General features: G+C 71.4%; 27 protein-coding genes and 1 tRNA gene. 15 read left to right on the plus strand and 13 right to left on the minus strand.

All coding sequences use genetic code 11. The features are described 5' to 3' along the window. Positions 1-6: 6 nt before the first annotated feature. Genes ehuA through ehuB form a run of 4 tightly spaced genes read right to left on the minus strand, consistent with a single transcriptional unit; the run spans position 7 to position 3,071 of the window. Positions 7-792, minus strand: coding sequence for an ectoine/hydroxyectoine ABC transporter ATP-binding protein EhuA (gene ehuA / locus RI578_RS25260; RefSeq protein WP_210960644.1), 786 nt, complete (start codon positions 790-792; stop codon positions 7-9). Continuing rightward, a complete protein-coding gene (ehuD, locus tag RI578_RS25265; protein ID WP_310873204.1) occupies positions 782-1,432 on the minus strand; it encodes an ectoine/hydroxyectoine ABC transporter permease subunit EhuD in 651 nt (216 codons plus the stop codon). Before ehuD ends, ehuA begins: the two co-directional genes overlap by 11 nt. After that, on the minus strand, positions 1,432-2,145 hold the full coding sequence (gene ehuC / locus RI578_RS25270; protein WP_310873205.1) for an ectoine/hydroxyectoine ABC transporter permease subunit EhuC: 714 nt from the start codon (positions 2,143-2,145) through the stop codon (positions 1,432-1,434). Before ehuC ends, ehuD begins: the two co-directional genes overlap by 1 nt. Next, positions 2,142-3,071: an ectoine/hydroxyectoine ABC transporter substrate-binding protein EhuB gene (ehuB, locus tag RI578_RS25275; RefSeq protein ID WP_310873206.1), complete on the minus strand. Its 930-nt coding sequence runs from the start codon at positions 3,069-3,071 to the stop codon at positions 2,142-2,144. Before ehuB ends, ehuC begins: the two co-directional genes overlap by 4 nt. A gap of 107 nt (positions 3,072-3,178) precedes the next feature. Between ehuB and RI578_RS25280 the strand changes: the two genes are divergently transcribed. Then, the gene (locus RI578_RS25280) at positions 3,179-3,673 is read left to right on the plus strand and encodes a DUF3830 family protein (protein ID WP_310873207.1); all 495 of its coding nucleotides are present in this window, start codon (positions 3,179-3,181) and stop codon (positions 3,671-3,673) included. Positions 3,674-3,826: 153 nt separating this feature from the next. Here RI578_RS25280 and RI578_RS25285 read toward each other — a convergent pair whose 3' ends face one another. Continuing rightward, complete coding sequence (locus RI578_RS25285; RefSeq protein WP_310873208.1) at positions 3,827-5,224, minus strand: amidase; 1,398 nt, start codon at positions 5,222-5,224, stop codon at positions 3,827-3,829. A 27-nt stretch (positions 5,225-5,251) separates the two neighbouring features. Next, a complete protein-coding gene (locus RI578_RS25290; RefSeq protein WP_310873209.1) occupies positions 5,252-6,223 on the minus strand; it encodes a D-2-hydroxyacid dehydrogenase in 972 nt (323 codons plus the stop codon). 188 nt (positions 6,224-6,411) lie between these two features. On the opposite strand from RI578_RS25290, the gene RI578_RS25295 reads away from it, so the two are divergent. The 7 genes from RI578_RS25295 (at position 6,412) to RI578_RS25325 (ending at position 12,339) form a co-directional block, all read left to right on the plus strand. Then, positions 6,412-7,281: an aspartate/glutamate racemase family protein gene (locus RI578_RS25295; RefSeq protein ID WP_310873210.1), complete on the plus strand. Its 870-nt coding sequence runs from the start codon at positions 6,412-6,414 to the stop codon at positions 7,279-7,281. Then, complete coding sequence (locus RI578_RS25300; RefSeq protein WP_310873211.1) at positions 7,278-8,009, plus strand: aspartate/glutamate racemase family protein; 732 nt, start codon at positions 7,278-7,280, stop codon at positions 8,007-8,009. Before RI578_RS25295 ends, RI578_RS25300 begins: the two co-directional genes overlap by 4 nt. 213 nt (positions 8,010-8,222) lie before the next feature. Next, the gene (locus RI578_RS25305) at positions 8,223-9,035 is read left to right on the plus strand and encodes a hypothetical protein (RefSeq protein ID WP_310873212.1); all 813 of its coding nucleotides are present in this window, start codon (positions 8,223-8,225) and stop codon (positions 9,033-9,035) included. A 402-nt stretch (positions 9,036-9,437) separates the two neighbouring features. After that, entirely contained in the window at positions 9,438-11,006 is a 1,569-nt protein-coding gene (locus RI578_RS25310; RefSeq protein ID WP_310873213.1) for a polysaccharide lyase family 1 protein, read from the plus strand. A 164-nt stretch (positions 11,007-11,170) separates the two neighbouring features. After that, complete coding sequence (locus tag RI578_RS25315; RefSeq protein WP_310873214.1) at positions 11,171-11,530, plus strand: hypothetical protein; 360 nt, start codon at positions 11,171-11,173, stop codon at positions 11,528-11,530. 136 nt (positions 11,531-11,666) lie between these two features. Continuing rightward, entirely contained in the window at positions 11,667-12,275 is a 609-nt protein-coding gene (locus RI578_RS25320) for a bifunctional DNA primase/polymerase (RefSeq protein WP_310873215.1), read from the plus strand. After that, positions 12,266-12,339 (plus strand) — tRNA-Lys (locus RI578_RS25325). The genes RI578_RS25320 and RI578_RS25325 overlap by 10 nt, the downstream gene beginning before the upstream one ends. Before the next feature lie 133 nt (positions 12,340-12,472). On the opposite strand, the gene RI578_RS25330 is transcribed toward RI578_RS25325, so the two are convergent. Beyond that, the gene (locus RI578_RS25330) at positions 12,473-13,849 is read right to left on the minus strand and encodes a M6 family metalloprotease domain-containing protein (RefSeq protein ID WP_310873216.1); all 1,377 of its coding nucleotides are present in this window, start codon (positions 13,847-13,849) and stop codon (positions 12,473-12,475) included. Between the two features lie 284 nt (positions 13,850-14,133). Here RI578_RS25330 and RI578_RS25335 point away from each other — a divergent pair, with 284 nt between their 5' ends. Then, positions 14,134-16,017: an EAL domain-containing protein gene (locus RI578_RS25335; RefSeq protein ID WP_310873217.1), complete on the plus strand. Its 1,884-nt coding sequence runs from the start codon at positions 14,134-14,136 to the stop codon at positions 16,015-16,017. On the opposite strand, the gene RI578_RS25340 is transcribed toward RI578_RS25335, so the two are convergent. From RI578_RS25340 to RI578_RS25355, 4 genes are all read right to left on the minus strand, one after another. Next, positions 15,993-17,093 (minus strand): LLM class flavin-dependent oxidoreductase, encoded by a 1,101-nt coding sequence (locus tag RI578_RS25340; RefSeq protein ID WP_310873218.1) that lies wholly within the window; start codon positions 17,091-17,093, stop codon positions 15,993-15,995. The genes RI578_RS25335 and RI578_RS25340 overlap by 25 nt on opposite strands. A gap of 69 nt (positions 17,094-17,162) precedes the next feature. Then, a complete protein-coding gene (locus tag RI578_RS25345; protein ID WP_310873219.1) occupies positions 17,163-17,357 on the minus strand; it encodes a DUF397 domain-containing protein in 195 nt (64 codons plus the stop codon). Next, on the minus strand, positions 17,354-17,545 hold the full coding sequence (locus RI578_RS25350) for a DUF397 domain-containing protein (protein ID WP_310873220.1): 192 nt from the start codon (positions 17,543-17,545) through the stop codon (positions 17,354-17,356). The genes RI578_RS25345 and RI578_RS25350 overlap by 4 nt, the downstream gene beginning before the upstream one ends. An 8-nt stretch (positions 17,546-17,553) precedes the next feature. Further along, positions 17,554-18,405, minus strand: coding sequence for a helix-turn-helix transcriptional regulator (locus tag RI578_RS25355; protein WP_310873221.1), 852 nt, complete (start codon positions 18,403-18,405; stop codon positions 17,554-17,556). Positions 18,406-18,621: 216 nt separating this feature from the next. Here RI578_RS25355 and RI578_RS25360 point away from each other — a divergent pair, with 216 nt between their 5' ends. Further along, the gene (locus tag RI578_RS25360) at positions 18,622-19,059 is read left to right on the plus strand and encodes an ATP-binding protein (RefSeq protein WP_310873222.1); all 438 of its coding nucleotides are present in this window, start codon (positions 18,622-18,624) and stop codon (positions 19,057-19,059) included. On the opposite strand, the gene RI578_RS25365 is transcribed toward RI578_RS25360, so the two are convergent. Then, positions 19,056-19,421 (minus strand): VOC family protein, encoded by a 366-nt coding sequence (locus RI578_RS25365; RefSeq protein ID WP_310873223.1) that lies wholly within the window; start codon positions 19,419-19,421, stop codon positions 19,056-19,058. The two genes, RI578_RS25360 and RI578_RS25365, sit on opposite strands and share 4 nt — an antisense overlap. Before the next feature lie 102 nt (positions 19,422-19,523). On the opposite strand from RI578_RS25365, the gene RI578_RS25370 reads away from it, so the two are divergent. Next, on the plus strand, positions 19,524-20,540 hold the full coding sequence (locus tag RI578_RS25370; RefSeq protein ID WP_310873224.1) for a WYL domain-containing protein: 1,017 nt from the start codon (positions 19,524-19,526) through the stop codon (positions 20,538-20,540). A gap of 82 nt (positions 20,541-20,622) precedes the next feature. On the opposite strand, the gene RI578_RS25375 is transcribed toward RI578_RS25370, so the two are convergent. Next, positions 20,623-22,023: an MFS transporter gene (locus tag RI578_RS25375; RefSeq protein WP_310873225.1), complete on the minus strand. Its 1,401-nt coding sequence runs from the start codon at positions 22,021-22,023 to the stop codon at positions 20,623-20,625. 381 nt (positions 22,024-22,404) lie between these two features. Between RI578_RS25375 and RI578_RS25380 the strand changes: the two genes are divergently transcribed. The 4 genes from RI578_RS25380 to RI578_RS25395 are packed head-to-tail and all read left to right on the plus strand — an operon-like array spanning position 22,405 to position 26,475. Then, positions 22,405-23,892 carry an aldehyde dehydrogenase family protein gene (locus RI578_RS25380; protein WP_310873226.1) on the plus strand — a complete coding sequence of 496 codons (1,488 nt, stop codon included), beginning with the start codon at positions 22,405-22,407 and terminating at the stop codon, positions 23,890-23,892. A gap of 23 nt (positions 23,893-23,915) precedes the next feature. Further along, complete coding sequence (locus RI578_RS25385; protein ID WP_310873227.1) at positions 23,916-24,866, plus strand: VOC family protein; 951 nt, start codon at positions 23,916-23,918, stop codon at positions 24,864-24,866. Continuing rightward, positions 24,863-25,675: an aspartate dehydrogenase domain-containing protein gene (locus RI578_RS25390; RefSeq protein WP_310873228.1), complete on the plus strand. Its 813-nt coding sequence runs from the start codon at positions 24,863-24,865 to the stop codon at positions 25,673-25,675. Before RI578_RS25385 ends, RI578_RS25390 begins: the two co-directional genes overlap by 4 nt. Further along, a complete protein-coding gene (locus RI578_RS25395; protein WP_310873229.1) occupies positions 25,672-26,475 on the plus strand; it encodes an alpha/beta fold hydrolase in 804 nt (267 codons plus the stop codon). The genes RI578_RS25390 and RI578_RS25395 overlap by 4 nt, the downstream gene beginning before the upstream one ends. Position 26,476 lies beyond the last annotated feature (1 nt).

Below are 26,476 nucleotides of genomic sequence, written 5' to 3' on the forward strand. Positions count from 1 at the left end.
GCGTATTTACAGCACCGCGCTGAGAAATTCCCGGGTCCGGTCGTGCTCCGGCTCGCTGAAGATCTTCTCCGGCGGACCGGTCTCGATGACCCGGCCCGAGTCGAACATCAGGACCTGGTCCGAGATGTCCCGGGCGAAGTTCATCTCGTGGGTCACGCAGAGCATGGTGATGTCCGTGGTGCGGGCGATGTCCCGCAGCAGGTCGAGGACGCCCGCGACCAGCTCCGGGTCGAGCGCCGAGGTCACCTCGTCGAGCAGGAGCACCTTCGGCCGCATCGCCAGCGCCCGGGCGATCGCCACGCGCTGCTGCTGCCCGCCGGAGAGCTGGGCGGGGCGGGCGTCGCACTTGTCGGCCAGGCCCACCATGTCGAGCAGGCCCTTGGCGCGCTCCACCGCCTCGTCCTTGGACATGCCGAGGACCGTGACCGGCGCCTCGGTGATGTTGCGCAGGACGCTCATGTTCGGGAACAGGTTGAACTGCTGGAACACCATCCCGATCTGCTTGCGGACCTCGCGCCGCTCCTTCTCGGTCGCCGGGAAGAGCTTCTGCCCGTCCACGGTGATCGTGCCCTCGTCGGGCTTGAGGAGCGTCATCAGCAGCCGCAGGATCGTCGTCTTGCCCGACCCGGACGGGCCGATCAGGGTGACGTGCTTGCCGGCGTCGACGGAGAAGTCGAGGTGGTCGAGGACGGTGTTCTCACCGAACCGCTTGGTGACCTGCTCCAGGCGTATCAGCTCGCCGGAGCTGCGCTCGGGGCTCTTCTCGGGATTGGGGAGAGTGTCAGTGGGCAAGGCGTCGCTCCAGGGCTCGCAGGGCAAGGGAGGCCAGGTAGGAGATGACGATGAAGGCCACGCCGATCACCGTCAGGGGCTCGGTGAACTGGAAGTTCTGCTGCGAGTACAGCCGTGCCTCGCCGAGCATCTCCAGCACCGTGATCGCCATCAGCAGCGGTGTGTCCTTCAGCATGGAGATCACGTAGTTGCCGAGGGCGGGGACCACCCGGCGGATCGCCTGCGGCAGGATCACGGCCGACCAGGTCCGTCCCATCGGCAGGTTCAGCGCCGTCGCGGCCTCCCACTGGCCGACCGGCACCGCCTCGATGCCGGCCCGGTAGACCTGCATCGTGTACGTCGAGTAGTGCAGACCGATGGCGATCACGCCGGTGGTGAGCGCCGAGGCGGTCACTCCCCACTCGGGCAGCACGTAGAAGAGGAAGAACAGCTGCACCAGCAGCGGGGTGTTCCGGACGAATTCGGTGACCACGCCGACGGGCCAGGTCACCCAGCGGGAGGGCACCCGCATCAGCATCGCCCACACCAGTCCGAGAACGAACGAGACCAGCGACCCCAGGACCAGGATCTGCAGGGTGACCAGCAGACCGTCCCAGAAGTGCGGCATGAAGTCGGAGACCGCGCTCCAGTCCCAGTTCATCAGGCGGCACCCCCAACGTTGGTCGTCTCAGGACGCTTCAGCTCCGCGTCGGGATCGCGCGTGGGAGCCTTCCCGACGCCCGCCTTCAGCTTCTTCTCCAGACCGCGCATCACCCGGGTGAGCAGGAACGCGATCACGAAGTAGATCAGCAGGATGTACGTGTAGATCTCCGCGCTCTCCTGCAGCGCCAGGCGCACCAGGTTGCCGCTGAACGCCAGATCGCCCATGCCCATGATCGACACCAGCGCGGTGCCCTTGAGCAGCTCGATCAGCAGGTTGGAGAACGGCGGGATCATCTCCGGCACCGCCTGCGGCAGCAGGATCAGCTTCATCCGCTGCCAGGGCGTGAAGCTGAGCGCGATGCCGCCCTCCTTCTGCGCCGGGTCGACCGCGCCGAGCGCGCCGCGCACGATCTCGGAGCCGTACGCCCCGTAGGTCAGGCCCAGCGCCAGCGTGCCCGCCCACATCGGCACCAGCTGCCAGCCGAAGGCCGGCGGCAGCACGAAGAACACCCAGAAGATCATCACCAGCGCCGAGGTCCCGCGGAACACCTCGGTGTAGACGCCCGCGAGGAAGCGGACGACCCACAGCCGGTGGGTGCGCGCGACACCGATCACGAAGGAGACGGCCGCCGCCACCAGCGAGCTGAAGAAGAGCAGCTGGATGGTGACCCAGACACCCTGGAGTACGAGTTCCCACAGTCCCGAGGTCATCCGCCGCAGAGCTCCTTCGCGGTCAGATCGGTCATCTCGTTCTTGGTGAAACCGAAGGGCTTGAGGATGCGCAGCAGTTCGCCGCTCTTCTTGAGCTTTTGCAGCTCGACGTTGAAGGCGTCCCGCAGGTTCGTCTCGTTGGGCCGGAAGGCGAAACCGCCGCCGTCGACCTTCGGCTTGCCGTCGATGATCGGCGAGAAGGGCTCGGTCGCCTCGGCCTTGTTGGACTTCTTCACCACTTCGCGGACGGTCAGCGCCGTACCCGCGAAGACGTCCACGCGCCCGGACTCGACGGCGTTGAGTCCGGCCACCTGGTCGGGGACGATCAGGATGTCGTCCTCCTTGATGCCGTGCTCCACCGCGTAGGCGATCTCGGCGTAGCCGGTGCCGGTCGCGAACTTGGCCTTCTTCTTGAAGACGTCCTTGTAGTTGTGCAGCCCGAGCGGGTTGCCCTTGCGCACGATGTACGCGTCGAGCATCTGGTAGTCGGGGTCGGAGAAGATGACCTGCTGGCAGCGTTCGGGGTTGATGTACATACCGGCCGCCACGACGTCGAACTGCTGCGACGCCAGCCCCGGGATGAGGGAACCGAACTCCGTCGGCACCGGCTGCACCCGGTCCACTCCGAGCCGCTTGAAGATGACCTTCGCCAGTTCCGGCGCCTCGCCGGTCAGCTCACCGTTCTTGTCGATGTACCCGAAGGGGATCTCGCCCGCGATGCCGAGCCGGGCCACGCCCTGCGCCTTGAGCCGGTCGAGGAGATCGCCGCCTTCCACGTCTGACGCGGTGGCCACCCGCGAGCAGCCGGCGGCCCCCAGCGCACCGAGCGCCGCGACCCCCGCGAGCAGCGACCGGCGGGTGGGCCCGGCTGTGCTGGACCTTTGGTCGGATATACCCCATGGAGGGGTTCTGTGTGGTGGAGCCATGGGCGCGCAGCTACCCGAAGCCGGGCAGGTTATGCCGATCTTTTTCAGTCCGATACCTCGGCCCCGCACCCTTGACCACGGGGCCGCCGGGCACTGCCATGGAGGGCATGGCTGATCGCTTCATCGAAGTCTCGCTGGTCAAGCGCGGAATCACCTGCACGGCCCAACTGCTGGACGACCGGGCCCCGATCACCTGCGCGGCGGTCTGGGACGCGCTCCCGCTCGGCGGCGACGTATACCACGCCAAATACGCCCGCAACGAGATCTATGCCCTCTTTCCACCCTTCGCGGCATCCGAACCACCACTGGAGAACCCGACCGTGACGCCCATTCCGGGCGATCTGTGCTATTTCGCTTTCGCGGGTGCCGAGTTGGGCACCAAGGCGTACGGCTACGACCGCGAGGTCCGCGCGGGCACCACCCTCGTCGACCTGGCCCTCTTCTACGAGCGCAACAACCTGCTCCTCAACGGCGACGTCGGCTGGGTCCCCGGCACCGTCTGGGGCCAGATCGTCGACGGCCTGCCCGAAATGGCCGAGGCCTGCAATGACCTGTGGCGGACGGGAGCGGAGGGAGAGACCCTCAGCTTCCGCCGAGCGTAGGGCGGTCGGCGCCCGCCGCTGCGGGCAGTCGTGCCTCCCCCAGTGCCTGAACGGCCTGGGAGGTACCCCCAGGGGCGGCACGGGTGGGCGCAGCGGCACCCCCGTTAGCGCCGGGCAGCGCCACCCACCCGGCGCCCACCCGCACGTCGGCCACTACTCGGCCGACGCAGGACTACCCGCCCCCGCCCCGTACAGCGCATGCGCCGCCCGCAACACCAGATCATCCCGATGCCGCGCCGCGACAAGCTGAAGCCCGACGGGCAGCCCGTCCCCGTCGACCCCCACCGGCACCGTCGCCGCCGGCTGCTGGGTCAAATTGAACGGGTAGGTGAACGGCGTCCACCCCGTCCACCGCCGAAGCCCCGACCCCTTCGGCACCTCGACCCCCGCCTCGAACGCCGTGATCGGCAGCGTCGGCGTGACGAGCAGGTCGTACGCGTCGTGGAAGCGGCCCATCCGCCGGCCCAGTTCCATCCGCACATCCACCGCGGCCAGGTACTCCAGTGCCGAGTACCGCGCCCCCGCGCCGACGATCTCCCGCAGCCCGGGGTCGAGCAGCTCCCGCTGCCCCGCCCGGAGGTGCTGCACCACGCGCGCCGCCCCGCTGAACCACAGCGCGTGGAAGGCGTCCACCGGGTCCGCGAAGTCCGGGTCGGCCTCCGTCACGTACGCGCCCAGCTCCGCCAGCCGCTCCACCGCCCGCCGGACCGCCGTCGCCACCGCCGGGCGCACCGCCACCTGTCCGCCCAGCGAGGGCGAGTACGCCACCCGCAGCCCCCGCACCCCGCCGGACAGCGCCTCCGTGTACGACCCGGGCGCCGGGCCCAGCGCCGACCAGTCCCGGGCGTCCGGGGTGCCGATGACGTCCAGCATCAGCGCCGCGTCCGCCGCGTCCCGGGTCATCGGGCCGACGTGCGCGAGCGTGCCGAACGCGCTCGCCGGGTAGAGCGGCACCCTGCCGTACGTCGGTTTCAGGCCGAAGATGCCGCAGAAGGACGCCGGGATGCGCACGCTGCCGCCGCCGTCCGTGCCCAGCGCCAGCGGCCCCGCTCCGCGCGCGACGGCCGCCGCCGCGCCCCCGCTGGAGCCGCCCGCGGTGCGGGTCGGATCGTGCGGGTTGCGGGTGACGCCGGACAGCGGCGAGTCCGTGACGCCCTTCCAGCCGTACTCGGGCGTCGTCGTCTTGCCGAGGAACACGGCGCCGTGCTCGCGCAGCCGGGCCACCGAGGGCGCGTCCTCGTCCCAGGGCCCGTCCGGCGAGACGGCGCGGGAGCCGCGCAGGGTCGGGTGACCGCGCATCAGGAGGATGTCCTTGACCGTGACCGGCACCCCGTCCAGCCGACCGCCCGGCTCGCCGCGCCGCCACCGCTCCTCGGACCGCCGCGCCTGGTCGAGCGCCTCCTCGCCGGTCAGCCGGACGAACGCGTTCAGCTCCGGCTGGATCCGCTCGGCCCGCTCCAGGGCGGCCCGGGTCACCTCCACGGGGCTGAAGTCGCCCTTGCGGTAACCGTCGACGAGCTGTACAGCGGTCAGCTCGGTGAGGTCGGTCATGCAGCACCCTCCCGCGTATGTGGGACGTCAGTGTCCGGGCACGTATCCGCGCTTCTTGTCGACCACGTTCGCCAGCGGCTCGCCGGCCGCCCAGCTCTCGTACAACTCCACGAACTGCGCTCCCAATTCGTCCCGCCACCCGATCGTGTCCCCGCTCATGTGCGGCGAGATGATCAGATCCGGGACCCGCCACAGCGGGCTGTCGGGCGCGAGGGGCTCGTGGCTCAGCACGTCCAGGGCGGCGCCCGCGATCCAGCGCCTGGTCAGCGCCTCGGCGAGATCGTCCTCGACGACCAGCTGACCCCGCCCCACGTTCACGAACCGGGCGGAGGGCTGCATCACCCCGAACCGCCGGGCGTCGAACATGCCGCGCGTGTCGTCGGTGAGCGGCGCCGCCGCCACCACCCAGTCGGCGCGGGCCAGCAGCCGGTCCAGCTCGCCGGGCCCGTGGACGCCGGTGCGGGCGGTCCGGCCGACCAGCGCGGTCGTGATCCCCAGCGCCTTGAGGGTCTGCGCGATCGCCCGCCCGATCGGCCCGGAGCCGACCACGCAGGCGCGAGTTCCGGCCACCCGCATCGACTCGCGGTGCCGCCAGGTCCGCTCGCCCTGCAACCGCAGTGTCGTGGGCAGGTCCTTCGCCATCGCCAGGACGAGCGCGGCGACGTACTCGGCGATCGGCTGGTCGAAGACACCGCGCGCGTTGGTCACCACCGTGTCCGACGCGGCCAGCTCCGGGCACATCAGATGGTCCACGCCGGCGCTCGCCGTGTGCACCCAGCGCGGCCGGGGACCGTCACCCGGCCACGCCTTCCGTACGGCGTGCGAGGCGAAGTCCCACACGAGCAGGACGTCCGCGTGCGGCAGCCGCTCGGCGAGACTCTTCTCGTCGGCGTGCTCGATCCGGGCCCGGCCGGTCAGCCGGCCCAGACGGGGGAGCGGCTCGGCGTCCAGGACGAGGAGCGTGGGCGGGGGCGTAGGCGTGGGCGTGGACGTGGTCATCGGCAGGTCTGTCTCCGGTCGGCGGAAGCGGGTGCGATTCAGGAGTTGACGGGGAAGTTAACCGGCTGTTGACCTGGGAGTGACGCGGGCGGATTGACCACGCTCGCACCGGAACCTACCTTCGTCAACACGGCCGTGCGTAACGGTGCGTTGTCCTCCCCTTTCTCAGTGTGAGGCCGGTGCGTGCCATGGACATCTCCTTTCTCGGCGGACCAGCTCCGCAACGCGGGGTCGGCGTGGTCGCCCCGTTCGACTTCGCGCTCGATCGCGAGCTGTGGCGTTGGGTGCCCGACGACGTGTCGCTGCACATGACGCGAACCCCTTTTGTACCGGTCGAGGTCAGTCTGGACCTCGCCCGGATGGTCAGCGAACACGAGACGCTCGGTGAGGCCGTGCGCACCCTGAACGCCATCGCGCCCGAGGTCATCGCCTACGCCTGCACCTCGGGCAGCTTCGTCGGCGGCATCGCCGGGGAACGCGCGATGTGCGAGGCGATGACCTGGGCGGGCGCCGTCCCGTCCGTGACCACCTCCGGCGCGCTGCTGGACGCGCTGGCCGAACTGGGCGTACGCCGGGTCGCGCTGGTGACCCCGTACACCGTCTCCGTGACCCGATCGCTGGAGGCGTACGTCGCCGAGGCCGGCGTGACCGTCACCGGCTGCGCCTTCATGGGCCTGACCCGGCACATCTGGAAGGTCCCGTACCGCGACGTGGCCGACATGGCACGCCAGGCGGTACCCAGTCCGGGGTCGGCGGACGCGCTGTTCATCTCCTGCACCAACCTCCCCACCTACGACGTCATCCCGCAGCTGGAGGCCGAGCTGCGGATCCCGGTGATCTCGGCCAACCAAGTGACGATGTGGGCGGCACTGCGCCGATTGGGTACCCCTGCGGTGGGGCCGTATCAGGCGCTGACCGATCCGTCCGCGCGCGTCGGCCCCACGGTGCCGGGGCCGGTGGGTCCGGCGGTGGCGGGTCCGGTCGGCCCCGCGGTCGCGGACATGCCGGGCGTCGGTGACGCTCCGGACACGGAACAGCAGCAGGAAGGGTGGACATGACAGCACTGGGATTCCTGTACCCGGGCCACTCCGGCGAGGACGACTATCCACGCATCGAGCAGCTCCTGGGCAGCGACATCCGGGTGGACCTGGTGCACACGGACATCGGCGAGGACGCGCACCGGGTCGACGCGCTGCTGGAGATGGGCTCGGCGCAGCGGCTCGCGGCGGGTGTGGAGGAGCTGCGGCTCGCCGGCGCCGACGCCGTGGTGTGGGCCTGCACCAGCGGAAGCTTCGTGCACGGCTGGGAGGGCGCCCAGGAACAGGTGCGCGCCCTGGCCCAGGCGGCGGGCCTCCCGGCCTCCTCCACCTCCTTCGCCTTCGTGCACGCGGCGAAGGAGATCGGGGCGCGCCGGGTCGCGATCGGGGCGACCTACCCGGATGACGTCGCGCGGCTCTTCGCGGAGTTCCTGCGCGCCGCCGGCATCGAGACGGTCGGCGTCGTCAGCTCCGGCATCATCACGGCCGCGGAGGTCGGCACCTGGACCGAGTCGGAGGTACTGGCCCTGGCCCGCGCCGCCGACCATCCGGACGCGGAGGCGGTCCTCCTCCCGGACACCGCCCTGCACACGGCGGCGCACATCCCGGCCCTGGAGAAGGAACTGGGCAAGCCGGTCCTCACCGCCAACCAGGTCACCGTCTGGGAGGGCCTGCGCCTGGCGGACCGCCGGGTCAACGCACCCGAACTGGGAGCGCTGTTCATCCGCGAGCCGGTGGTGCAGGCCTGAACCGGGTGGGCCGTGCGGGGCCGCCGGAGGTCGCCGGAGGCCGGCGGAGGTCGGCGGAGGTCGGCGCTCCGGCGATCTTCGGGGACTGAGCGGAGTTCCGGCAGGAGCATGCCTGGTGGGGTGGGTACAACCCCGAGCCGGTCGCGTGGGTCTTGATCTTGTCGACCCCGCGCTGTACCTGGGCGCGGGGCGCTTGATCCCAGGGAGAGCACCATGCGCACCACTGTCCGCCGCACCGTCCTGACCGCCTCCGCGGTCACCCTCGCCCTGGCGGTCACCGCCTGCGGCAGTGGTGACCAGGACGGTGGAGACGGCGGCGACGCCAAGGCGAAGGGCGGCGGCGGGTCCGACAAGCCGGCGGCGAAGGCGCTGACCGCCGCCGAACTGGAGAAGCTGGTCGTCACCACGGACGACCTCAAGGACCACAAGGTCCAGAAGCCGGGGAAGGACGACGTCTTCGAGGCCGAGGCCCTCTCCGTCGAGCGGGCCGAGTGCGAGCCCGTCGCCCGGGTGCTGTCCGCCCTGCCGGCGGGCGATCCGGCGGCGAGCGCCCAGCGGCTCGCCGTCCAGGAGTCCGCGGCGGCCAAGAAGGGCATGCCCTCGATGGAGGAGCTCGCGGACATGACGGAGGAGGAGGCGAAGGAGGCGACCATCGACTCCCTCGACATCACCAAGACGATGACCTCCCTCTGGTCCTACGACGCCGACGGCGCGGAGCGCACCCTCGGCACGCTGCGGCAGTCCGGCGAGAAGTGCGCCGGGGGCTTCGCCATGACCATCGACGGGGAGAAGCAGCAGGTCACCAAGGTCACTGAGGAGAAGCTCGCCGCCGTCGGCGACGACGCCGTGGCCTGGACGGTGGGGACGAAGACGGACGGCGAAGCCGTCGAGACGAAGGTGGTCGTCTTCCGGCAGGGCACCACGCTCGCCGGGTTCTCGTCCTTCAACATCGCGGCGATCAGCCGGGGCGAGGCGTTCGAGCAGCCGACCGCCGTGATCGACGCGCAGGCCGCCAAGCTCGGCTGACCCGGACGCGAACCGACAAGAAAGAACCCCGGTCCGCCGAGGCGGGCCGGGGTTCTTCGACCGGAGCGCTGGGCAGGCCTTGCACCTGCATTTCCCCACGGGAAGTGGGGCGTCTTTCCTTGGACCACCAACGCACTGCCGACCGTTGGGGGTTGAGCCCCGCGAGCTGGCAGGATGATCGTACCGCAGCTCTGCTCGGGGTGCACATCGGCTCCATGGCGCAGAAGAAGCCCGGTTCACCTACCTGGACGCTGGTCCACTTCCTGAACGTGTCCAATCTCTTGCCAGCCCCTGAAGGCGCCCCTATTCTCACGGCGGGAAAGCGCTTTCCCGACTGTCGTGTTGACATGATCACGACAGGATGCTCGTTCCGTCATGTGAAGGCGAATGGGGAGACCGAGGATGAGACGACCAGTCACGCTGCGACTCCACGCGGCGCTGGCCACATTGGCTGTCGCCGCCGCGACCGGTGTGGTGCTGTCGATGCCCGAGGCGGCGGCAGCGGCCAGTGGCGCCACCGGCTACGCGACCCAGAACGGCGGCACGACCGGTGGTGCGGGCGGACAGACGGTCCGGGCCACCACCGGAACCGCGATCCACCAGGCCCTGTGCGGCCGGGCCAGCAGCAGCACCCCGATCACCATCGAGGTCGAGGGCACCATCAACCACGGCAACACCACCAAGGTGTCGGGTGACAGCTGCAGCACCGCCGCGGACAAGATCGAGCTGAAGCAGATCAGCAACGTCACGATCGTCGGGGTCGGCGGCGGCGCCGTCTTCGACCAACTGGGCATCCACATCCGGGAGTCCAGCAACATCATCATCCAGAACGTGACGGTCCGGAACGTCAAGAAGTCGGGCTCGCCCACGTCCAACGGCGGCGACGCCATCGGGATGGAGAGCGACGTCCGCAACGTCTGGGTCGACCACACCACCCTGGAGGCGTCGGGCGGGGAGTCGGAGGGCTACGACGGTCTCTTCGACATGAAGGACAACACCCAGTACGTGACCCTGTCCTACAGCGTCCTGCGCAACTCCGGCCGCGGCGGCCTGATCGGCTCCAGCGAGAGCGACCGCTCCAACGGCTACGTCACCTTCCACCACAACAAGTACGAGAACATCGACTCCCGCGCGCCCCTGCTGCGCGGCGGCACGGCGCACATCTACAACAACCACTACGTGAGCCTCAACGAGTCCGGCATCAACTCCCGGGCCGGTGCCAAGGCCAAGGTGGACAACAACTACTTCGAGGACTCCAAGGACGTCCTCGGCACCTTCTACACCGACCAGGCCGGCTCCTGGCAGGTCAGCGGCAACATCTTCGACAACGTCACCTGGTCCGAGCGCGAGGGCGACAACAACCCCGCCGGGCCGGACCCGCAGTCCAACACCAGCGTCAGCATCCCGTACTCCTACAGCCTCGACGCGGCCGACTGCGTGCCGGGCGTCGTGAGCCAGACGGCGGGCGCCGGCAAGGGGCTGAAGGTCTCGGACGGCAGCTGTACGCCGCAGAACCCGGACCCGACCGACCCGGGTCCGACCGACCCCGGCCCCACCGACCCGGACCCGGACCCGACCGACCCCGACCCCACTGACCCGCCCACCGGCACCAACCTCAGCATCGGGGCGGGCTCCGACGGCTCCTCCAAGGCCGACGGAACGAGCTACGGCAACGTCCGCGACGGCGACATGGGCACCTACTGGTCCCCGTCCGGCTCGACCGGTTCCGTCTCCGTGAAGTGGGGCTCCGCCACCACGGTCTCCAAGGTCGTCATCCGGGAGGCGTCGGGTTCCGAGGGCGCCATCGGGTCCTGGCGGGTGGTCAACCACGACACGGGCTCCGTCCTGGCCTCCGGCAGCGGAGCGGGCGTCATCGACTTCGCCGCGACCTCGCTGAAGAAGGTCACCTTCGAGATCACCGGCTCCAGTGGCACGCCGAAGGTCGCCGAGTTCGAGACCTACGCCGGGTAGCGGGCGGCCCGGTCGCGCGGGAGTGGGCGGGGAGTGTCCGGTATGCGCGTACCGGCACGGCCTCGCCCTCTTGCGTGGGCGCGGGACAATGGACGGTGGCCCACTCCACCGGGAGTGCCCCCGCCCGCGGGGGAGGGCCGCCGTACGTACGAGGAGGAGAAGACATGGCGGAGCCCACGCCGCGTCGGAACGAACCGCGGCTACGCCCCGCGCCCCTGCTCTTCGAGCCGGCGGAGGCGTCCGCCGACCCCGAGCACTTCTTCGACCTCGAGTCGATCGACGACCCCCGGGCACTGCTCGACCGGGCGACCGAGCTGACGCAGGCCTTCCGCGCGGCGGCGGACCGGGCGATGGAGTTCCAGGCGATGGCGGCGGCGCAGCTCGCCGATCCGCGCCGCTTCGACCGGCTGACGACAGCGGACATCGCCGAGCGGGCCGAGTGGACCGAGGACTACGCCAAGAAGATGGTGGAGTTCGGGCGCGACCTGATGCGCGGCGGCGAGGGCGGCGTGCACCCCGACTAGCCCGACCGGCGCCAGCCCGACCAGCTGGTCCGCATATGCCAGGCGAGTGGGCAAGATACTCCCTTCCCTTCTCTCCTGTCCCGGTTTCCCGCAACCCAGCGGAGCGGTCCCCTCACGCCCGGTAGATGTATGCGTCATGAGCAGCACACGCGATGTCATCCTCGACGCCACGTCCCACGTCTCGGACGCCACCTCCGACGGTGCCGCCTGGCTGGCCTCGGCGGGCCCCTACCCGCGCAGCACGCTCGCCTTCTGGGAGGAGCGGCCCCAGGCCCCCGTCGTCCTGCCCTGCGGTTCCGTCTTCGACGTGGTGACCGCCCCCGCGATCTTCGGGCGCCGGATGCTGGACCGGCTGTGGGGCGAGGGGCCGGGGTCCGGCCCGGTGGCCGAGTTCCGGGGACGGATGCTGCTGTTCGCCGCGCCGGGCACGGCCCAGCGGCTGCCGTCGCTGCTGGAGTGGGAGGAGTGGGGCGCGCGTGGCCGGGCGGGCGGCCGTACGGGCGAGGTGCCCCCGCTGCTGTGCCACGGCGCCGGGGACGCGGTGACGGTGCCGGCCCCCGTGGGCGGACCCGCGCGTTCCGGTTCCCGCTGGCTGGTGGCGCCGGACACGCGCCTGCCGTGGCTGCCGGGCCCCGAGATCCTGCTCTGGGCGGCCGTACGGGCGGCCCGCGCGGCGGTGCGGATTTCGATTTTTCCTCCCGCCGACCAGGATGCTAAGGTCTACGACGTCAGCAGGCGCCGCTAGCTCAGTTGGTTAGAGCAGCTGACTCTTAATCAGCGGGTCCGGGGTTCGAGTCCCTGGCGGCGCACGTTGTCGATGGCGAGGCATGTTCGCGGAAGCGCGAACCGGCCTCGCCATCGTTGTTCCCGCGCGGCTTCGCCGCGCGTGGCGGGGGCTCCGCCACCCGCACCCCCCTCGGCCATCGTGCCCCGGCAGACCGCTCACCCCGGCGTGACCTGTACCGTCCACGCCCCCGACACCGTCCGCCCCTCCACCTCCACCCGTACGCCCTCCTCCGGCACCGTGAAACTCTCGCCGAGACTCACCGGAGCGTCGGCGAGCGGTGGGTAGACCGAGTCCTCCCAGCAGGCCTCGGTGTCCGGATGGGCGTCGATCACCTCGATCGGCCCGCCCCCGGACTCCGCGCCGCTCCGCACCCGGTACACCAGCACCCCCGCCCGGCAGGCGGCGACGTCGTTGCCGACCGGCCCCCGCGCCTCGAAGGCGAGCACGCTGTCCGCACCCGTGCGCACCACGGCCAGCTTCGTACCGCGCCCGAGGCCGAAGGCCGGCGTCCCGGCGGCGCCGGCCACCACCACTCCCGGCCCGGCCCCCAGCGGCTCCAGCGTCAGCCGGGTGGGCCCGCTGCCCCGCACGCACGCCACCTGCCGGGGCTCCAGCCAGCCCAGCTTCCACTTGTGCCAGCCGAAGAGATCCGGAGCGAGCCCGAACTGGCTGCCCATCAGGTCCCAGTCGCCGACGTGGGTGTCCCAGTCGCCCTTGCCGTCGACGGGCCGGTGATACAGGTCGGGCAGGTCGAAGACGTGCCCGGTCTCGTGGGCCAGCACCAGCCGGTCCGGCGGATGGTTCTCGAAGACCGTGACGACCCGCCGGATGTCGGTGCCGTCGGCCCGCATCGGGGTGTCCAGGTTGACGACCTTCGTCGCGTCGGAGTCCACGCCGGGCGCGTCCGGGTCCGCGACGAAGTAGACGATGTCGTAGCGGGAGAAGTCGACGTGCCGGTCGGCGGCGTCCATCGCGTCGCGCAGGTAGGCGGCCCGGTGCTCGGGGCTCCAGTCACGCTGTATGTCGTACGCCGTCGACGGCCGTGGCATGGAGATCCAGCTCGGCAGCGGGTGCGGGCGGAGCGTGAACGTGCCGTAGGAGGCGCGCTGGAAGAAGCGCGTGGTGGCCGGGAAGTGGTCGGCGGCGAGTTCGGCGGGCGCGGTCAGCGGCTGGGAGTCGGGGAAGGACAGGAACACCATCACCGCGTCCAGGGCGCGGGCGGGCCGCGGGTAGGCGGCGTTCCAGGTGTCCAGGCCCTCGGAGTGGTGCACGTCGGTGCGCTGGAGCGCACAGGGCTCGGGGGAGAAGGGCTCGGCGACCGAGGGGGCGGTGATCAGGGAGGTGGCGGCGAGTGCCGACATCGTGGTGCACACCGCCGCCGTACTGCGCAGTCTGGACCGGGGCGCCCCCGCCGCCCGGCGGACCGCGCCGAGCCCCTTGAGGGTCTCCCGGGGAAGTCGCCTCAGAGGGAGCTGGCGCGGCACATGGACCTCCGGGTGCGGTTGACGGGACACCGCACCCAGCTTGTGCATGATTGTCGTATTACGCCCTGTTCGCCTGCACCGGATGGGTGAGCCGCCGGTGATTTCACGGGAGGCCCTCTGGTCGACACCCCGAGGACACTCACGGAACGTCACAACTGGTCGGGGGCATGTAGAACCCGTCCAGGTGTGGGCAGAAACGATCTGGCAGAGGGGTCACTCGGTCCGGACCGCGGGACGGCGGCTGGAAGGGCTCGGTGGCAGCCTCTATGATCGGCACACTTTCCTGCACGAACAGAGCACGAACAGAGATCGAGGCACTGCGGGAGCGAGCGGTGAACGGAACCTCCGAAGGGCCGGCGCCCGCGGCAGACCTCGACCGGTCAGCCGTCACAGAGAGTGACAACTACCTGGCTCCTCGTACGCCGTGTACGGGGCCCCCGACCTACCACTCGGCGTTCGCGGCCGCCCCCCTCGCCATGGCCGTCGTCGACGCCGAGGGCCTGGTCGTCAGCGCCAACGACACGCTGGGCACCCTGCTCGGCACCGACCCGGCCGCGCTGGCCGGCTGCGCGGCCGCCGACCTCGTCGACCTCGTCTCCGACGCCGGGACCTGGCACGCGTACCGCGAGGTGCTGCGGGGCCGGCAGCCCCGGCTGCGCTGCACCCGGCGCCTCAAGGGAGCCGACGGGCACTCCCTGTGGGTGCAGGTGACGGTCGCGCCCCTGGCCGAGCCGGGCCAGGTGCCGGGCGGCCTGCTGCTGTCGGTCGCCGACATCAGCGCCCGGCGCGAACTCCAGGCCCGGCTGCGCCACCTCCAGATGCACGACCCGGTGACCCGGCTGCCCAACCGCGCGCTGTTCTTCGAGCGCCTGACGGCCGCGCTGGAGGCGGAGTCGTACGAGCACGGCGGCACCGGCCGGATCGGCGTGTGCTACCTGGACCTGGACGGCTTCAAGGCCGTCAACGACACCCTCGGCCACCGCGTCGGCGACCGGCTGCTGGCCGCCGTCGCCGAACGCCTCACACGCTGCGCGGAGGAGGCCGCCCACGCGCGGTCCGGCGCCCCGCTGGTGGCCCGGCTCGGCGGCGACGAGTTCGCCCTGCTCGTGGAGGACTCCACCGGCACCGACCAGCTCGCCGACCTGGCCGAATCGGTCCTCACGGCGCTCCAGGCGCCCTTCGAGCTGTGCGACCGCCGCCTCTCGGTCACCGCGTCGGTCGGCGTCGTCGAACGCCACACCGCCGGCACCACCCCCACCGCCCTGATGCAGGCCGCCGACACCACCCTCTACTGGGCCAAGGCCGACGGCCGGGCCCGCTGGACGCTCTTCGACCCCGAGCGCAACGCCAACCGCATGACCCGCCAGGCCCTCGCCGCCACGCTCCGCCCCGCCATCGAGCGCGGCGAGTTCGCCCTGGAGTACCAGCCGCTGGTCGGCATGGAGGACGGCCGGGTGCGGGGCGTCGAGGCGCTCATCCGCTGGAATCATCCTCAGTTCGGCGTACTGGCGCCGAATCGGTTCATCGCACTGGCGGAGGAGGACGGTTCGATCGTTCCCCTCGGCCGCTGGATCCTGCGCACGGCCTGCCACCAGGCCCGCCGCTGGCAGCTGGCCCACCCGGACGACCCGCCGATCTTCGTCAGCGTCAACGTGGCGGTCCGCCAGGTCTGGGACTCCGACCTGGTCGCGGACGTCGCGGCCACTCTGGAGGAGACCGGCCTCGCCCCGCACCTGCTCCAGCTGGAACTGACCGAGTCGGCGGTGATGGGCTCGGCGGGCCGCCCCCTCCAGGCCCTCAAGGCGCTCAGCGACATGGGCGTCCACATCGCCATCGACGACTTCGGCACCGGCTACTCGAACCTGGCCTACCTGAGCCGGCTGCCCGTCTCGGTCCTGAAGCTGGACGGCGCCTTCGTACGGGGCTTCCAGTACGACAAGGTCGACGCGGGTGCCGGGGTGGACGCGTCCGGGGCGAACCCGGCCGACGAGGTCATCGTCGAGGCGATGGTCCAGCTCGCCCACCGGCTGGGCCTCACCGTCACCGCCGAGTGCGTGGAGACGTCCGACCAGGCGACCCGGCTGCGCCGCATCGGCTGCGACACCGGTCAGGGCTGGCTGTACTCCCGACCGGTGGCGCCGGATCGTATCTCCGCGCTGCTGGGCCCCGCCGGGCCCGGAGCGGCCGGGGTTCAGGCAGGCGTCGGCAACCCGTAGGCGTCGGCGATCAGCTCGTAGGAGCGCAGCCGTACGTCGCCGCCGTGGGCGTTGGCGGTGAGCATCAGCTCGTCGGCGCCGGTGCGCTTCTGGAGATCGTCGAGGCCGGACCGGACCTCGTCGGCGGTGCCGTGGATGACGTTGGAGTTCCAGGACGCCACGAACTCCTCCTCCATCGGGCTGAAGTCGTACGCCTCGGCCTCTTCCGGCGTCGGCACCAGCCCGGGGCGCCCGGTGCGCAGCCGGACCATGTTCAGCGCGGCGGCCAGCACCTGCCGGCGGGCCTCCTTCTCGTCGTCGGTCGCGAGCGCGGAGACGCCGATCAGGGCGTAGGGGGCGTCGAGGACGGCGGACGGCCGGAAGGACTCCCGGTACAGGTCCAGCGCCGGGACGGTGTTCTGCGCCGAGAAGTGGTGCGCGAAGGCGAAGGGCAGCCCGAGAGTGCCGGCCAGCCGGGCGCTGAAACCGGAGGAGCCGAGCAGCCAGACCGGCGGCCGGTGCGGGGACTGGACGCCGCCGGGCGAGGTCGCCTGCACGGGGCCCGGCACGGCGTGGATCCTGCGGTACGGGTGCCCGTCGGGGAAGTCGTCGTCCAGGAACCGGATCAGCTCCGCGAGCTGCTGCGGGAAGTCGTCGGCGCCCTCGTTGAGCCGGTCGGTGCGGCGCAGGGCGGCGGCGGTGGCCCCGTCCGTGCCGGGGGCGCGGCCGAGGCCGAGGTCGACGCGGCCGGGGGCCATGGCTTCCAGGGTGCCGAACTGCTCCGCGATGACGAGCGGCGCGTGGTTGGGCAGCATGACGCCGCCCGAGCCGAGCCGCACGCGGTCGGTGTGGGCGGCCAGGTGGGCGAGGATCACCGCGGGGGAGGAGGAGGCGACGCCGGGCATCGAGTGGTGCTCGGCGACCCAGTACCGGTGGAAGCCGCGGTTCTCCGCGAGGCGTGCGATGTCCACGCTGGTCCGCAGGGCGTCGGTGGCCGTCCGGCCGGCGCCGACGGTCACCAGGTCCAGTACGGAGAGGGGGACGGGTGCGGTGCCGTGGGCCGTGCCCCGGATCTCCTCTGCGGCGTCTGCGGCCATGGTGGGGTGCCTCCTGTGTCGTGACAATCGCGCGGGTCGCTGCGCGGCGTAACAGGAGGGTGTCTCCGGTTATTCCCCGGTGGTGGTTCGCAGGGTGCGGAGGAAGGTCGTGAAGGCGGGGGCGGCGAAGGTGAGCGTGGCCCGGTCCGGGGCCTTGGAGTCGCGGACGGCTATGTGGGGGTGGCGGTGGGCGACCTCTACGCAGGCGTTGCCGTCGCCGCTGCCGGAATAGGAGGACCTGTGCCAGTCGGCGGGCGCCGTCATCGCTCGGCCTTGAGGGTGTCGAGGAATGCGGTGAAGGCGGGGGCGGGGAAGGTGAGGGCGCCGTAGGTGCGGTCCTTGGAGTCGCGTATCGCCACCCGGTCTGGCTCGCTCGCGATTTCCACGCAGGAGTCACCGTCGCCGGGGCCCGAGTAGCTGGACTTCCGCCATTTGCCGAGGGTGCTCTCCACGGGGTGCCTCACAGCCCTTTCGCCAGCTTGTGAACGAAGTCGCGCGAATGTTCGGGGTCGATCGATGCGGCCTCCACTTTACGGAATAGCGTTCGAAAGGCACTGAGCTGTGCTTCCGAGTCGATGAAGGCGGCGCCGTGGGGTGCGTCGCGGACCACGGTGTCCAGCTTGGGGACGGCGCCCTCCGCGTAGGTCATGGCGCTCCCGGCGCCGGCGAACCCTTCCAGTTCGAAGGGGATGACCCGCACGCTGATGTGCTCTTCTTCGGACAGCTCGGCGAGACGGGTGAGTTGGGCGCGTGCGGCAGCGCGGTTGCCGACCATGACGCGCAGGGCCGCTTCGTGGATGACGGCCCGGTAGGGAGTGGGGTCGGGGCGTTCGAGGATCACCTTGCGTTGCATGCGATGCCGGACGCGCAACTCGACTTCTTCGCGGGGAAGTTCGGGGACCCTGTAGGAGTAGACGGCGCGAGCGTAGTCCTCCGTCTGGAGAGGGCCGGGGATGTACAGGAACTGAACCTCACTCAGTGAGACCGCGTGATGCTCCAACTCGGCGAGGTCGAGGAAGGGCGTGGGCAGCACTCCGCGGTACTGCTCCCACCAGCCGCGCGTCCGGTCGGTCGCCATGGCGACCAGAGAGCCGATCAGTGCCTCGTCCGTGCATACGTAATGGCCCGCAAGGCGGCGCAGGCGCTTCTCGCTCACGCCGGCCAGTCCCGCTTCGATCTGGCTGATCTGAGCGGGGCTCACGCCCAGCAACGCCGCCGCCTCACGTGCCGGGAGGCCGGCTGCGTCTCGGAGTCGGCGCAACTCGACCGCCAAGCGCAGTTGACGTGCCGTCGGATCACGCCTCAGTGCCATCTCAGCTCCTCATCAACGCGCCACTGTGTGCGCCTCGTTCGGGGCCAGATTACGTGACCGGCTTGCAAGACTTAAAAAGATAGGTCTACCGTCGGTGATGCGACGAAAGCTCTTCGTGACCAATGGGTGTCGGAAGCGCGCCGCTCTGTCCTGCCATGACGGCTGCGGCAATGCCACCGCACCCCAATCCCCCTCCACGTCTTCGAAGGAGTCCGCGTGCCCGAAAACGATCCGTGGGAGTACTCCCTCTACATCCCGAACGACCCCCGCGCCGTCACCGTCTGCCGACGTACCCTCCGGCTGATCCTGACGATGCACGGGCTGATCCGGCTGGTCGACGTCGCTGAGCTGCTGGCGGCGGAGTTGGTCTCCAACGCCGTGCGGCACACCAAGGGGCCCGCCGCCCTGCGGGTGCGCTGGGCGGCGGGCGTGTTGCGGATCGGGGCCTGGGACGCGGACCCGTCACCGCCCGAGCCGCCGCAGCCGTTCGACCGGGGCGTGGACCGGGAGGACGGGCGAGGGTTGGCGATGGTCCTGGCCTGTGCCGACGTGTGGGGGTGGCAGCCGCTGGCCCGCGAGGGCAACCGGGGCAAGTACGTGTGGTGCGAGCTGGGTACGGCCCCGGCCGCGGGGCCCGCGAGACGCGCCGGCTAGTCGACGGGCGCGACCCGGATCAGGTTGCCGTCCGGGTCCGCGACCGCGAAGGTGCGGCCGAAGACCTCGTCGTGCGGCGGCTCGACCACGGTGGCGCCCTTGGCGGTCCACGCGGCGTGGACGTCGTCGATGGCGGACGAGGGGCCCGGGAGCATCAGGCCGATCTCAGAGGTGCGCGGCGTGTTCGGGGCGACCTGGTCCGACTTGCCGCTCCAGAGCGCGAAGACCACTCCGGGCGCGACCTCGAACGGGACGTAGCGCGGCGTGACCATGATCGGCTTCATGTCGAACAGGTCGGCGTAGAACGCGGTCGCGCGCTCGACGTCGTTGACGTAGACGAGGAAGAGGTTGGGTGTGGACATGGGTGTCGGGCTCCTTCCGAGTGGGCCGGTTCCGGCCGTCGGTGTCAGCCTCGCCTGAGAACATGACACGGTCTGTCGTATTCAGGTGAGGAAGCCCAGCGCATGAGCCGACCGCAACGTCTGATCGAGCTCCTCGCCGCGCTGCAGGCGCGTCCGCGGACCACCGCCGAGTCGCTGGCCGGCGAGCTGGGGGTCTCGACCAGAACGGTGCTGCGTGACGTGCGGGCGCTGGTCGACGCGGGCATTCCCGTCTTCACCGAGCGGGGCAAGTACGGCGGGATCAGTCTGCTGCCCGGTGACCAGGTCGATCTGTCGAAGCTGACGACCGGTGAGGCGGATCTGCTGCGGGCCGTCGGGCTCGATCCCGACCGGGCCCGCCGGGTGGGCGGCGAGGCGGCCGCCCGGTCGGCGCTGCGCAAGCTCACGCCGCGCCGGTCGCCACCGCCGCCCGCTCGGGACGACCTGCCGCTGTCGCTGGCTGAGGTGATCGCCATCGACAACCGGCCCTGGTTCGGGGAGGCCGCGCCCCTGCCGGACGTCGCGGCGCTGGTTCGGGACCTGCGTACGGGGCGGCGGCTGCGGATCGGCTACCGGCGCAGCGGTGCGGCGGCCGCCGAGGACTTCGTCGTCGACCCCTACGGGCTGGTGGAGCGGGCCGGGCGGTGGTATCTCGTGGGTGATCGTGACGGGCGTCCGCGTATGTTCGCCCTCACCCGCCTGGGGGGCTGGAAGGTGCTGGACACCGACCGGCGGCTCCGGCCCGGCGCCGACCTCGTGGGCACGGCGCGGGAGCTGGGCGAGGTGTTGGAGGGCAGACAGGACGTCGTCGTGACGGCGCGCGTCGACGTCGGGAGCATCGACCTGGCCCGCCGCATCCTGGGTGCCCGGCTCCGGACGGTGAGTGACCGGCAGGGCGGCGACGGGCGGGTCGAGATCACCGTGGCGTACGGCGGACTGGACGGAGTGCGGCAACTGCTCCAGTTCAGCGACCACATCGAGGTCGTCGATCCGGAACCGGCCCGTCGGCTGATCCACCGGCTCGCGGCCCGCACCGCTCACACTCACCGTCCTGCAACCGTGAACACTTCCGCTGAAACTGTTCACCCACCTCTCATATGAGCAGCCCGAGGACAGAATCACCGCGAGTGTTCACGTCATGGCGGGAGCCCACCCACCCCCCGCGGCCGTCGGTGACGGCACCCTACGGCGCGACGTCCTCCAGCGTCCGACCGCTCGTCTCCTCCGCCCCGGCCGCCGCCGACAGCGAGCCGACGAGGGCGACGGCCGCCAGGGTCACGAACACCGTGCCGATGGCGCCTCCCGCGTAGATCGCGCCCACGACGATCGGGCCGAGGATGACGCCCAGGCGGTTCATCGCGCCGCCCACGCTGGAGCCCAGCGCCCTGATCCGGGTGGGGAAGAGCTCCGGCGTGTACAGGTAGAGGCAGATGTTGGAGCCGAAGAGGAAGACCGCGGCCAGGGACGTCCAGGCGAGGATGCCCGTCGCCGAGTCGCCGCCCGTCAGGCCGAGGAGCAGCAGGCACAGTGCCGCCGCCGACAGGCACCAGATCACCGTGTTGCGGCGGCCGACGCGGTCGACGGTGAGGGCGACGATCAGACAGCCGGCCAGACCCGCGCAGCTCGTCACGGTGGAGTAGAGGAGCGCCGTGGACAGGTCGAGGCCGAAGTGGTCCTCGTAGATGGTCGGCAGCCAGGACGTGATGCCGTAGTTGGCGAAGTAGCCCGTGAACCAGAGGATGCCGATGACCAGGGTGCGCTTGCCGTACCGGCCACTCAGCAGTTCGCGCAGGCCGCTCTTGTTCGGTGCGGGTGGGATGGGGCGCGCGGGGGCGGGATCGGGCAGCGGGGCGCCGGTGATCCGCTCGACCTTCTCCTCGATCGAGGCCATCGTCGCCAGGGCCTCGTCGTGCCTGCCGTGGTCGGCGAGCCAGCGCGGGGACTCCGGCACCCAGCGGGCGAGGGCGAAGCAGAGCAGGCCGGGGACGGCGGCCAGGGCGAAGACCCAGCGCCAGCCGAGTACCGGCACCAGCCAGGCGGCGAGCAGCGCGCCCGCGGTCAGGCCGGCCGGGAAGACCAGTTCGTAGAGGAGGACGAAGCGGCCGCGCTGGTGGGCGCGAGTGATCTCCGCGATGAACGTGGCAGCGATCGGCACCTCGCCACCGATGGCCATGCCCTGGACGAAGCGGATCGCCATGAAGGGCTCGGGGGAGGTGCAGAGCGTCAGGGCCAGGTTGCAGACGCCGGACAGCGCGATGCAGCCGGCGATGACCTTCACCCGGCCGATCCGGTCCGCGAGTCGGCCCGAGGCCAGCGCGCCGATCAGCATGCCGATCGAGCCGACGGTCATCAGGGCGGTGACCTGCGTGGTGCCGAGGCTCCACTCGTCGCGCAGGTCAGGGAGCGCGTACGCGATCAGGAGCTGGTCGAACGCCTCGAAGAAGGTGACGGCGCCGACGACGAGCCGGACCATCACCTGCCAGCGGCACAGCGGCAGGCGTTCGAAGCGGGCGCCGATGGCGGCCGCGAGCTCGGCGGAGTCGCCCTTTCCGCCGGTGCCGGCGCGGGTTGCGTCGATCGTCATGAGTGTGGTCTCCGGTTCCCGTAGGGCGAGAAACGCGCGAGCCCGCACGGGAGGGTTCGGGCCGTACGGCACGGCGGAGCGACCGCGTGCCGGGCGGCGATGAGGGCTGGAGAGGTGCGGCGAGGACGAGACGGGCGGGTCGTGCGGAGGGTGCCGCACGCCCACTTATGTAGGCGCTGAATGTCTCAGGGCTTAAGTTCTACCGGTAGTCCGCCGAGGTTAGGCAAGCCTTACTCCTGACGTCGTAAAAAATTCATCGGCCCCGGTCTCTTGCGGGCCAATTAGTTAAGCCCTTAGATTTCCAGTGCTTAGGCACAGCGGCTCGGACAACGCCCCCGCCGTGTCCGCGAGTTCCCGCACCGTCCCTTCCCGGAGGCCCCCATGCCGCGCATCCCAGCCGACGAGATCCTCATCGCCGGGCACTGGCGACGCGGCGGCGGGCTGCCGATCCGGACCGTGGACCCCGCCGACGGCAACGTCATCACCACCGTCCACGCCGCCTCGCCGGACGACGTGGACGAGGCCGCGCGCGCCGCCGCCGAGGCCGCCGCCGCACCCGAGTGGCGGGACCTCCCGCCCCACCGGCGGGCCCGCGTCCTGTACCGGATCGGCGACCTGATCGAGGACCACGCCGACCAACTGTCCGTCCTCCAGACCGCCGACACCGGCAAGACCCTCGGCGAGACCCGCGCCCTCGCGCTGAGCGCCGCCGGCACCTTCCGGTACACGGCCGCCGCACTGGAGACGGCCGAGGACGCGCTCACGCCCTCGCGCGGCCCGTACGTCACGATGAGCACGTACGAGCCGATCGGCGTCGTCGGCGCGATCAACCCCTGGAACTCGCCGATCGCCTCCGACGCGCAGAAGGTCGCCCCCGCGCTGGGCGGCGGCAACGCGGTCCTGCTCAAGCCCGCCGAGTGGACCCCGCTGGTCTCCCTCGCCTTCGGGCGCCTGGTCCACCAGGTCCTCACCGAGGAGCGGTTGCCCACCGCGCTGCTCGCGGTGCTTCCGGGCAAGGGCCGCGTCGTGGGCGACGCGATCGTCAGACACCCGCTCGTCGGCCGGATCGGCTTCACCGGCGGCACCACCACCGGGCGCGCCATCGCCCGCGCCGCCGCCGACAAACTCGTCCCCGCCTCGCTCGAACTGGGCGGGAAGTCACCGACGATCGTGCGCGAGGACGCCGACACCGAACAGGCCCTCGCCGGCGTGCTGTACGGGATCTTCTCCTCCAGTGGCCAGTCCTGCATCGCCGGTTCACGGCTGTTCGTCCACGCCTCGCGCCACGACTCCTTCGTCGGCGAACTCGTCGAGCGGGTCCGCAAGCTGCGGGTCGGTCCGGGAACGTCCCCCGACACACAGGTCGCGCCGCTCGTGCACCACGCGCACCGCGACGCCGTCGCCGCGGCCGTCGACCTCGCCCGGGAAGAGGGCGGCCGGGTGCTGTGCGGCGGCGCCGCACCCGAGGGCGAGCGATACGCGAAGGGCGCCTACTACCTGCCGACCGTCATCGACTCCCTGCCGAACTCGGCCCGCGTCTGTCAGGAGGAGATCTTCGGCCCGGTGCTCGTCGCGCTTCCCTACGACGACGAGGACGAACTCGTCGCCCAGGCCAACGACTCCGTCTACGGACTCGCCTGCGGCATCTGGACCCGCGACGCGCGGGCCGCCTGGCGGCTGGGCCGGCGGATCGAGGCGGGCACCGTCTGGATCAACACCTACAAGCAGTTCTCCATCTCCACTCCCTTCGGCGGGATGAAGGACTCCGGGCTCGGCATCGAGAAGGGCCGCGACCTGATCCGCGCCTACCAGCGGCAGAAGTCCCTGTACTGGGGCACCGACGCCACGCCCCTGCCCTGGGCCAACTGACCCACCCCTCGGGAGATTCCGCTATGACCCACCCCCCGATCGGCCGGCTCCGCGCTCTGCGCTCGGTCGAGCTGCTCACCCCGAACTTCGCCGACGCCGTCGACTTCTACGAGGAGGTGTGGGGCCTCCAGGTCGTCGAGGCCGAGCACAGCGCGAGCTGGCTGCGCGGCACCGGCGAGGAGCACCACGCCCTGCACCTGACCCGCTCCGAGACGATCGGCCTGGGCCGTCTCGTCTTCGCACTCGGCACGCCGGCCGAGGTCGACGAGGCCGCACGCCGCCTCCACGCGCGCGGCATCACCCTCGTCACCGAGCCCGGCCCCCTCGACCAGGTCGGCGGCGGCTACGGGCTGCGCTTCCACGACCTCGACGGGCGGCTGATCGAACTGTCCGCCGACACCTGGGCGGTCACCGAACGCAGCCGGGACGCGTCCCTGCCGGTGGGCGTCACCCACGCCGTCCTCAACACCCCCGACATCGACGCCTCCGTCGCCTTCTACCGCGACGTGCTCGGCATGCGCGTCTCGGACTGGTCCGAGCACCAGATGGCGTTCCTGCGCTGCGGCTCCGACCACCACTGCGTCGCCTTCAACCAGGCGCCGTGGGTCTCCCTCAACCACGTGGCCTACGAGATGACCTCGATCGACCACTTCATGCGCGGCCTCGGCCGGCTCCGGCACCACGGGATCACCCCCGAGTGGGGCCCCGGCCGGCACGGCCCCGGCAACAACACCTTCTCCTACTTCACCGACCCCACCGGCCTGGTGTGCGAGTACACCACCGAGGTCGCCCAGATCGTCGAGGACACCTGGATCTGCAAGGTGTGGCGGCGCACCCCCGAGCTGTCCGACCTGTGGGGGACCGCGGGCCCGCCGTCGCCGCGGATCCGCGCCCACATGACGGGCACGCCCGACGGCAGCCCGGTCGCCGCGCCCGTGGACGCCACCACCGGCCCGGAAGGAGCAGCGGCATGAGCAGCGCCACGAAAGCCCACACGCGCAAGGTCGGCCTCATCGGCTGGGGCGCCATCGGCCGGACCGTCGGCGGCGCGCTCGCCGCGGGCGAGGTGCCGGGGGCCGAGCTTGTCGGCATCGTCGACAACCGGCCCCTGGGCGACGCCGTCCCCGCCCCGCAGCTCACCGTGGAACAGGCCCTCGCCTCCTGCGACCTGATCGTCGAGGCCGCGGGACAGGGCGTCGTACGCGAATGGGGCGAGACGGTCCTCGCCTCCGGCACCGACCTGCTCGTGGCGTCCACCGGAGCGCTGACCGACGAGGACCTGTCGAAGCGGCTCCTGGCGGCCGGGCCCGGCCGGGTGTACTTCACCGGCGGCGCCGTCGGCGGACTCGACCTGCTCCAGGCCGTACGCGCCATGGGACCGCTCGGCGAGGTCACGCTGACCACCACCAAGCTGCCGTCCACGCTCGAACAGCCCTGGATGGACGAGGAGACGCTCGCCCGGCTGCGGGCCACGACCGGCCCCGTCGAGGTCATGCGCGGCAGCGCGCGCGACGTACCGGTCAAGTTCCCCAAGTCCACGAACGTCGCCGCCTCGGTGGCGCTCGCGGTCGGCGACCTCGACGCCGTACAGGTACGCGTCGTCGCCGATCCGGCGGCCTCGCACACCTCCCACGTGATCGAGGCGAGCGGACCGCAGGGCTCGTACCGCTTCGAGGTGCGCCACGTCCCCGACGCCGCCAACCCGGCCACCAGCAGGGTCGTCCCCTACGCCGTGCTGCGCTCGCTCGCCGCCCTGGCCGGACGCCGGGGGCAGATCCTGTGACCGCCCACGACCTCGCCGGGCTGCACCTGGAGGAAGCCGGCCGCGAAGGGCCGCTGGTGCTGTGCCTGCACGGCATCGGCTCCTCGTCCGCCGCCTTCGCCCCGCAGACCGACGCCCTCGCCGCCGACCACCGGGTGGTGGCCTGGGACGCCCCCGGATACGCGAAATCCGCCGACCCGGACCACGACCTCACCCTCGACGACTACGCCGACACCGCCGCCGAGGTCATCCGGGCGCGCGGGACCGATGCGCACGTCGTCGGCGTCTCCTGGGGCGGCGTGATCGCGCTGCGGCTCGCCACCCGGCACCCGGACCTCGTCGCCTCCCTCACCGTCGCCGACTCCACGCCCGGCTCCGGGACGAGCCCGGAGAAGGCCGCCGCGATGCGCGCCCGGGTCCCGGAGCTGGAGCGCCACGGCCCGCGCGCCTTCGCGGAGAAGCGCGGCCCCCGACTGCTGTCCGAGGGCGCGCCACCCGAGCTGGTGCGGCGCGTCGTCGACACCATGGCCGACTCGGTCCGGCCCCCCGGCTACCGGTCGGCGGCCGAGTCCATGGCCCGCACCGACCTGCGCGGCGAACTCGACCGGGTCACCGCGCCCACCCTCGTCCTGTGCGGGGAGAAGGACCGGATCACCGGCCCCGACGCCTCACAGGTCCTGGCAGGCGGTCTGCACCGGACCGCCTACGTGATCGTCAAGGACGCCGGTCACCTGGCCAACCAGGAACAGCCCGAGCACTTCAACGCCTGGCTGCTCTCCCACCTGCACATCGTCACCAACACCCGCACCACGAAGGGCTGAC

This window comes from Streptomyces sp. BB1-1-1 (assembly GCF_031597775.1).
Taxonomy (GTDB): Bacteria; Actinomycetota; Actinomycetes; order Streptomycetales; family Streptomycetaceae; genus Streptomyces; species Streptomyces thinghirensis.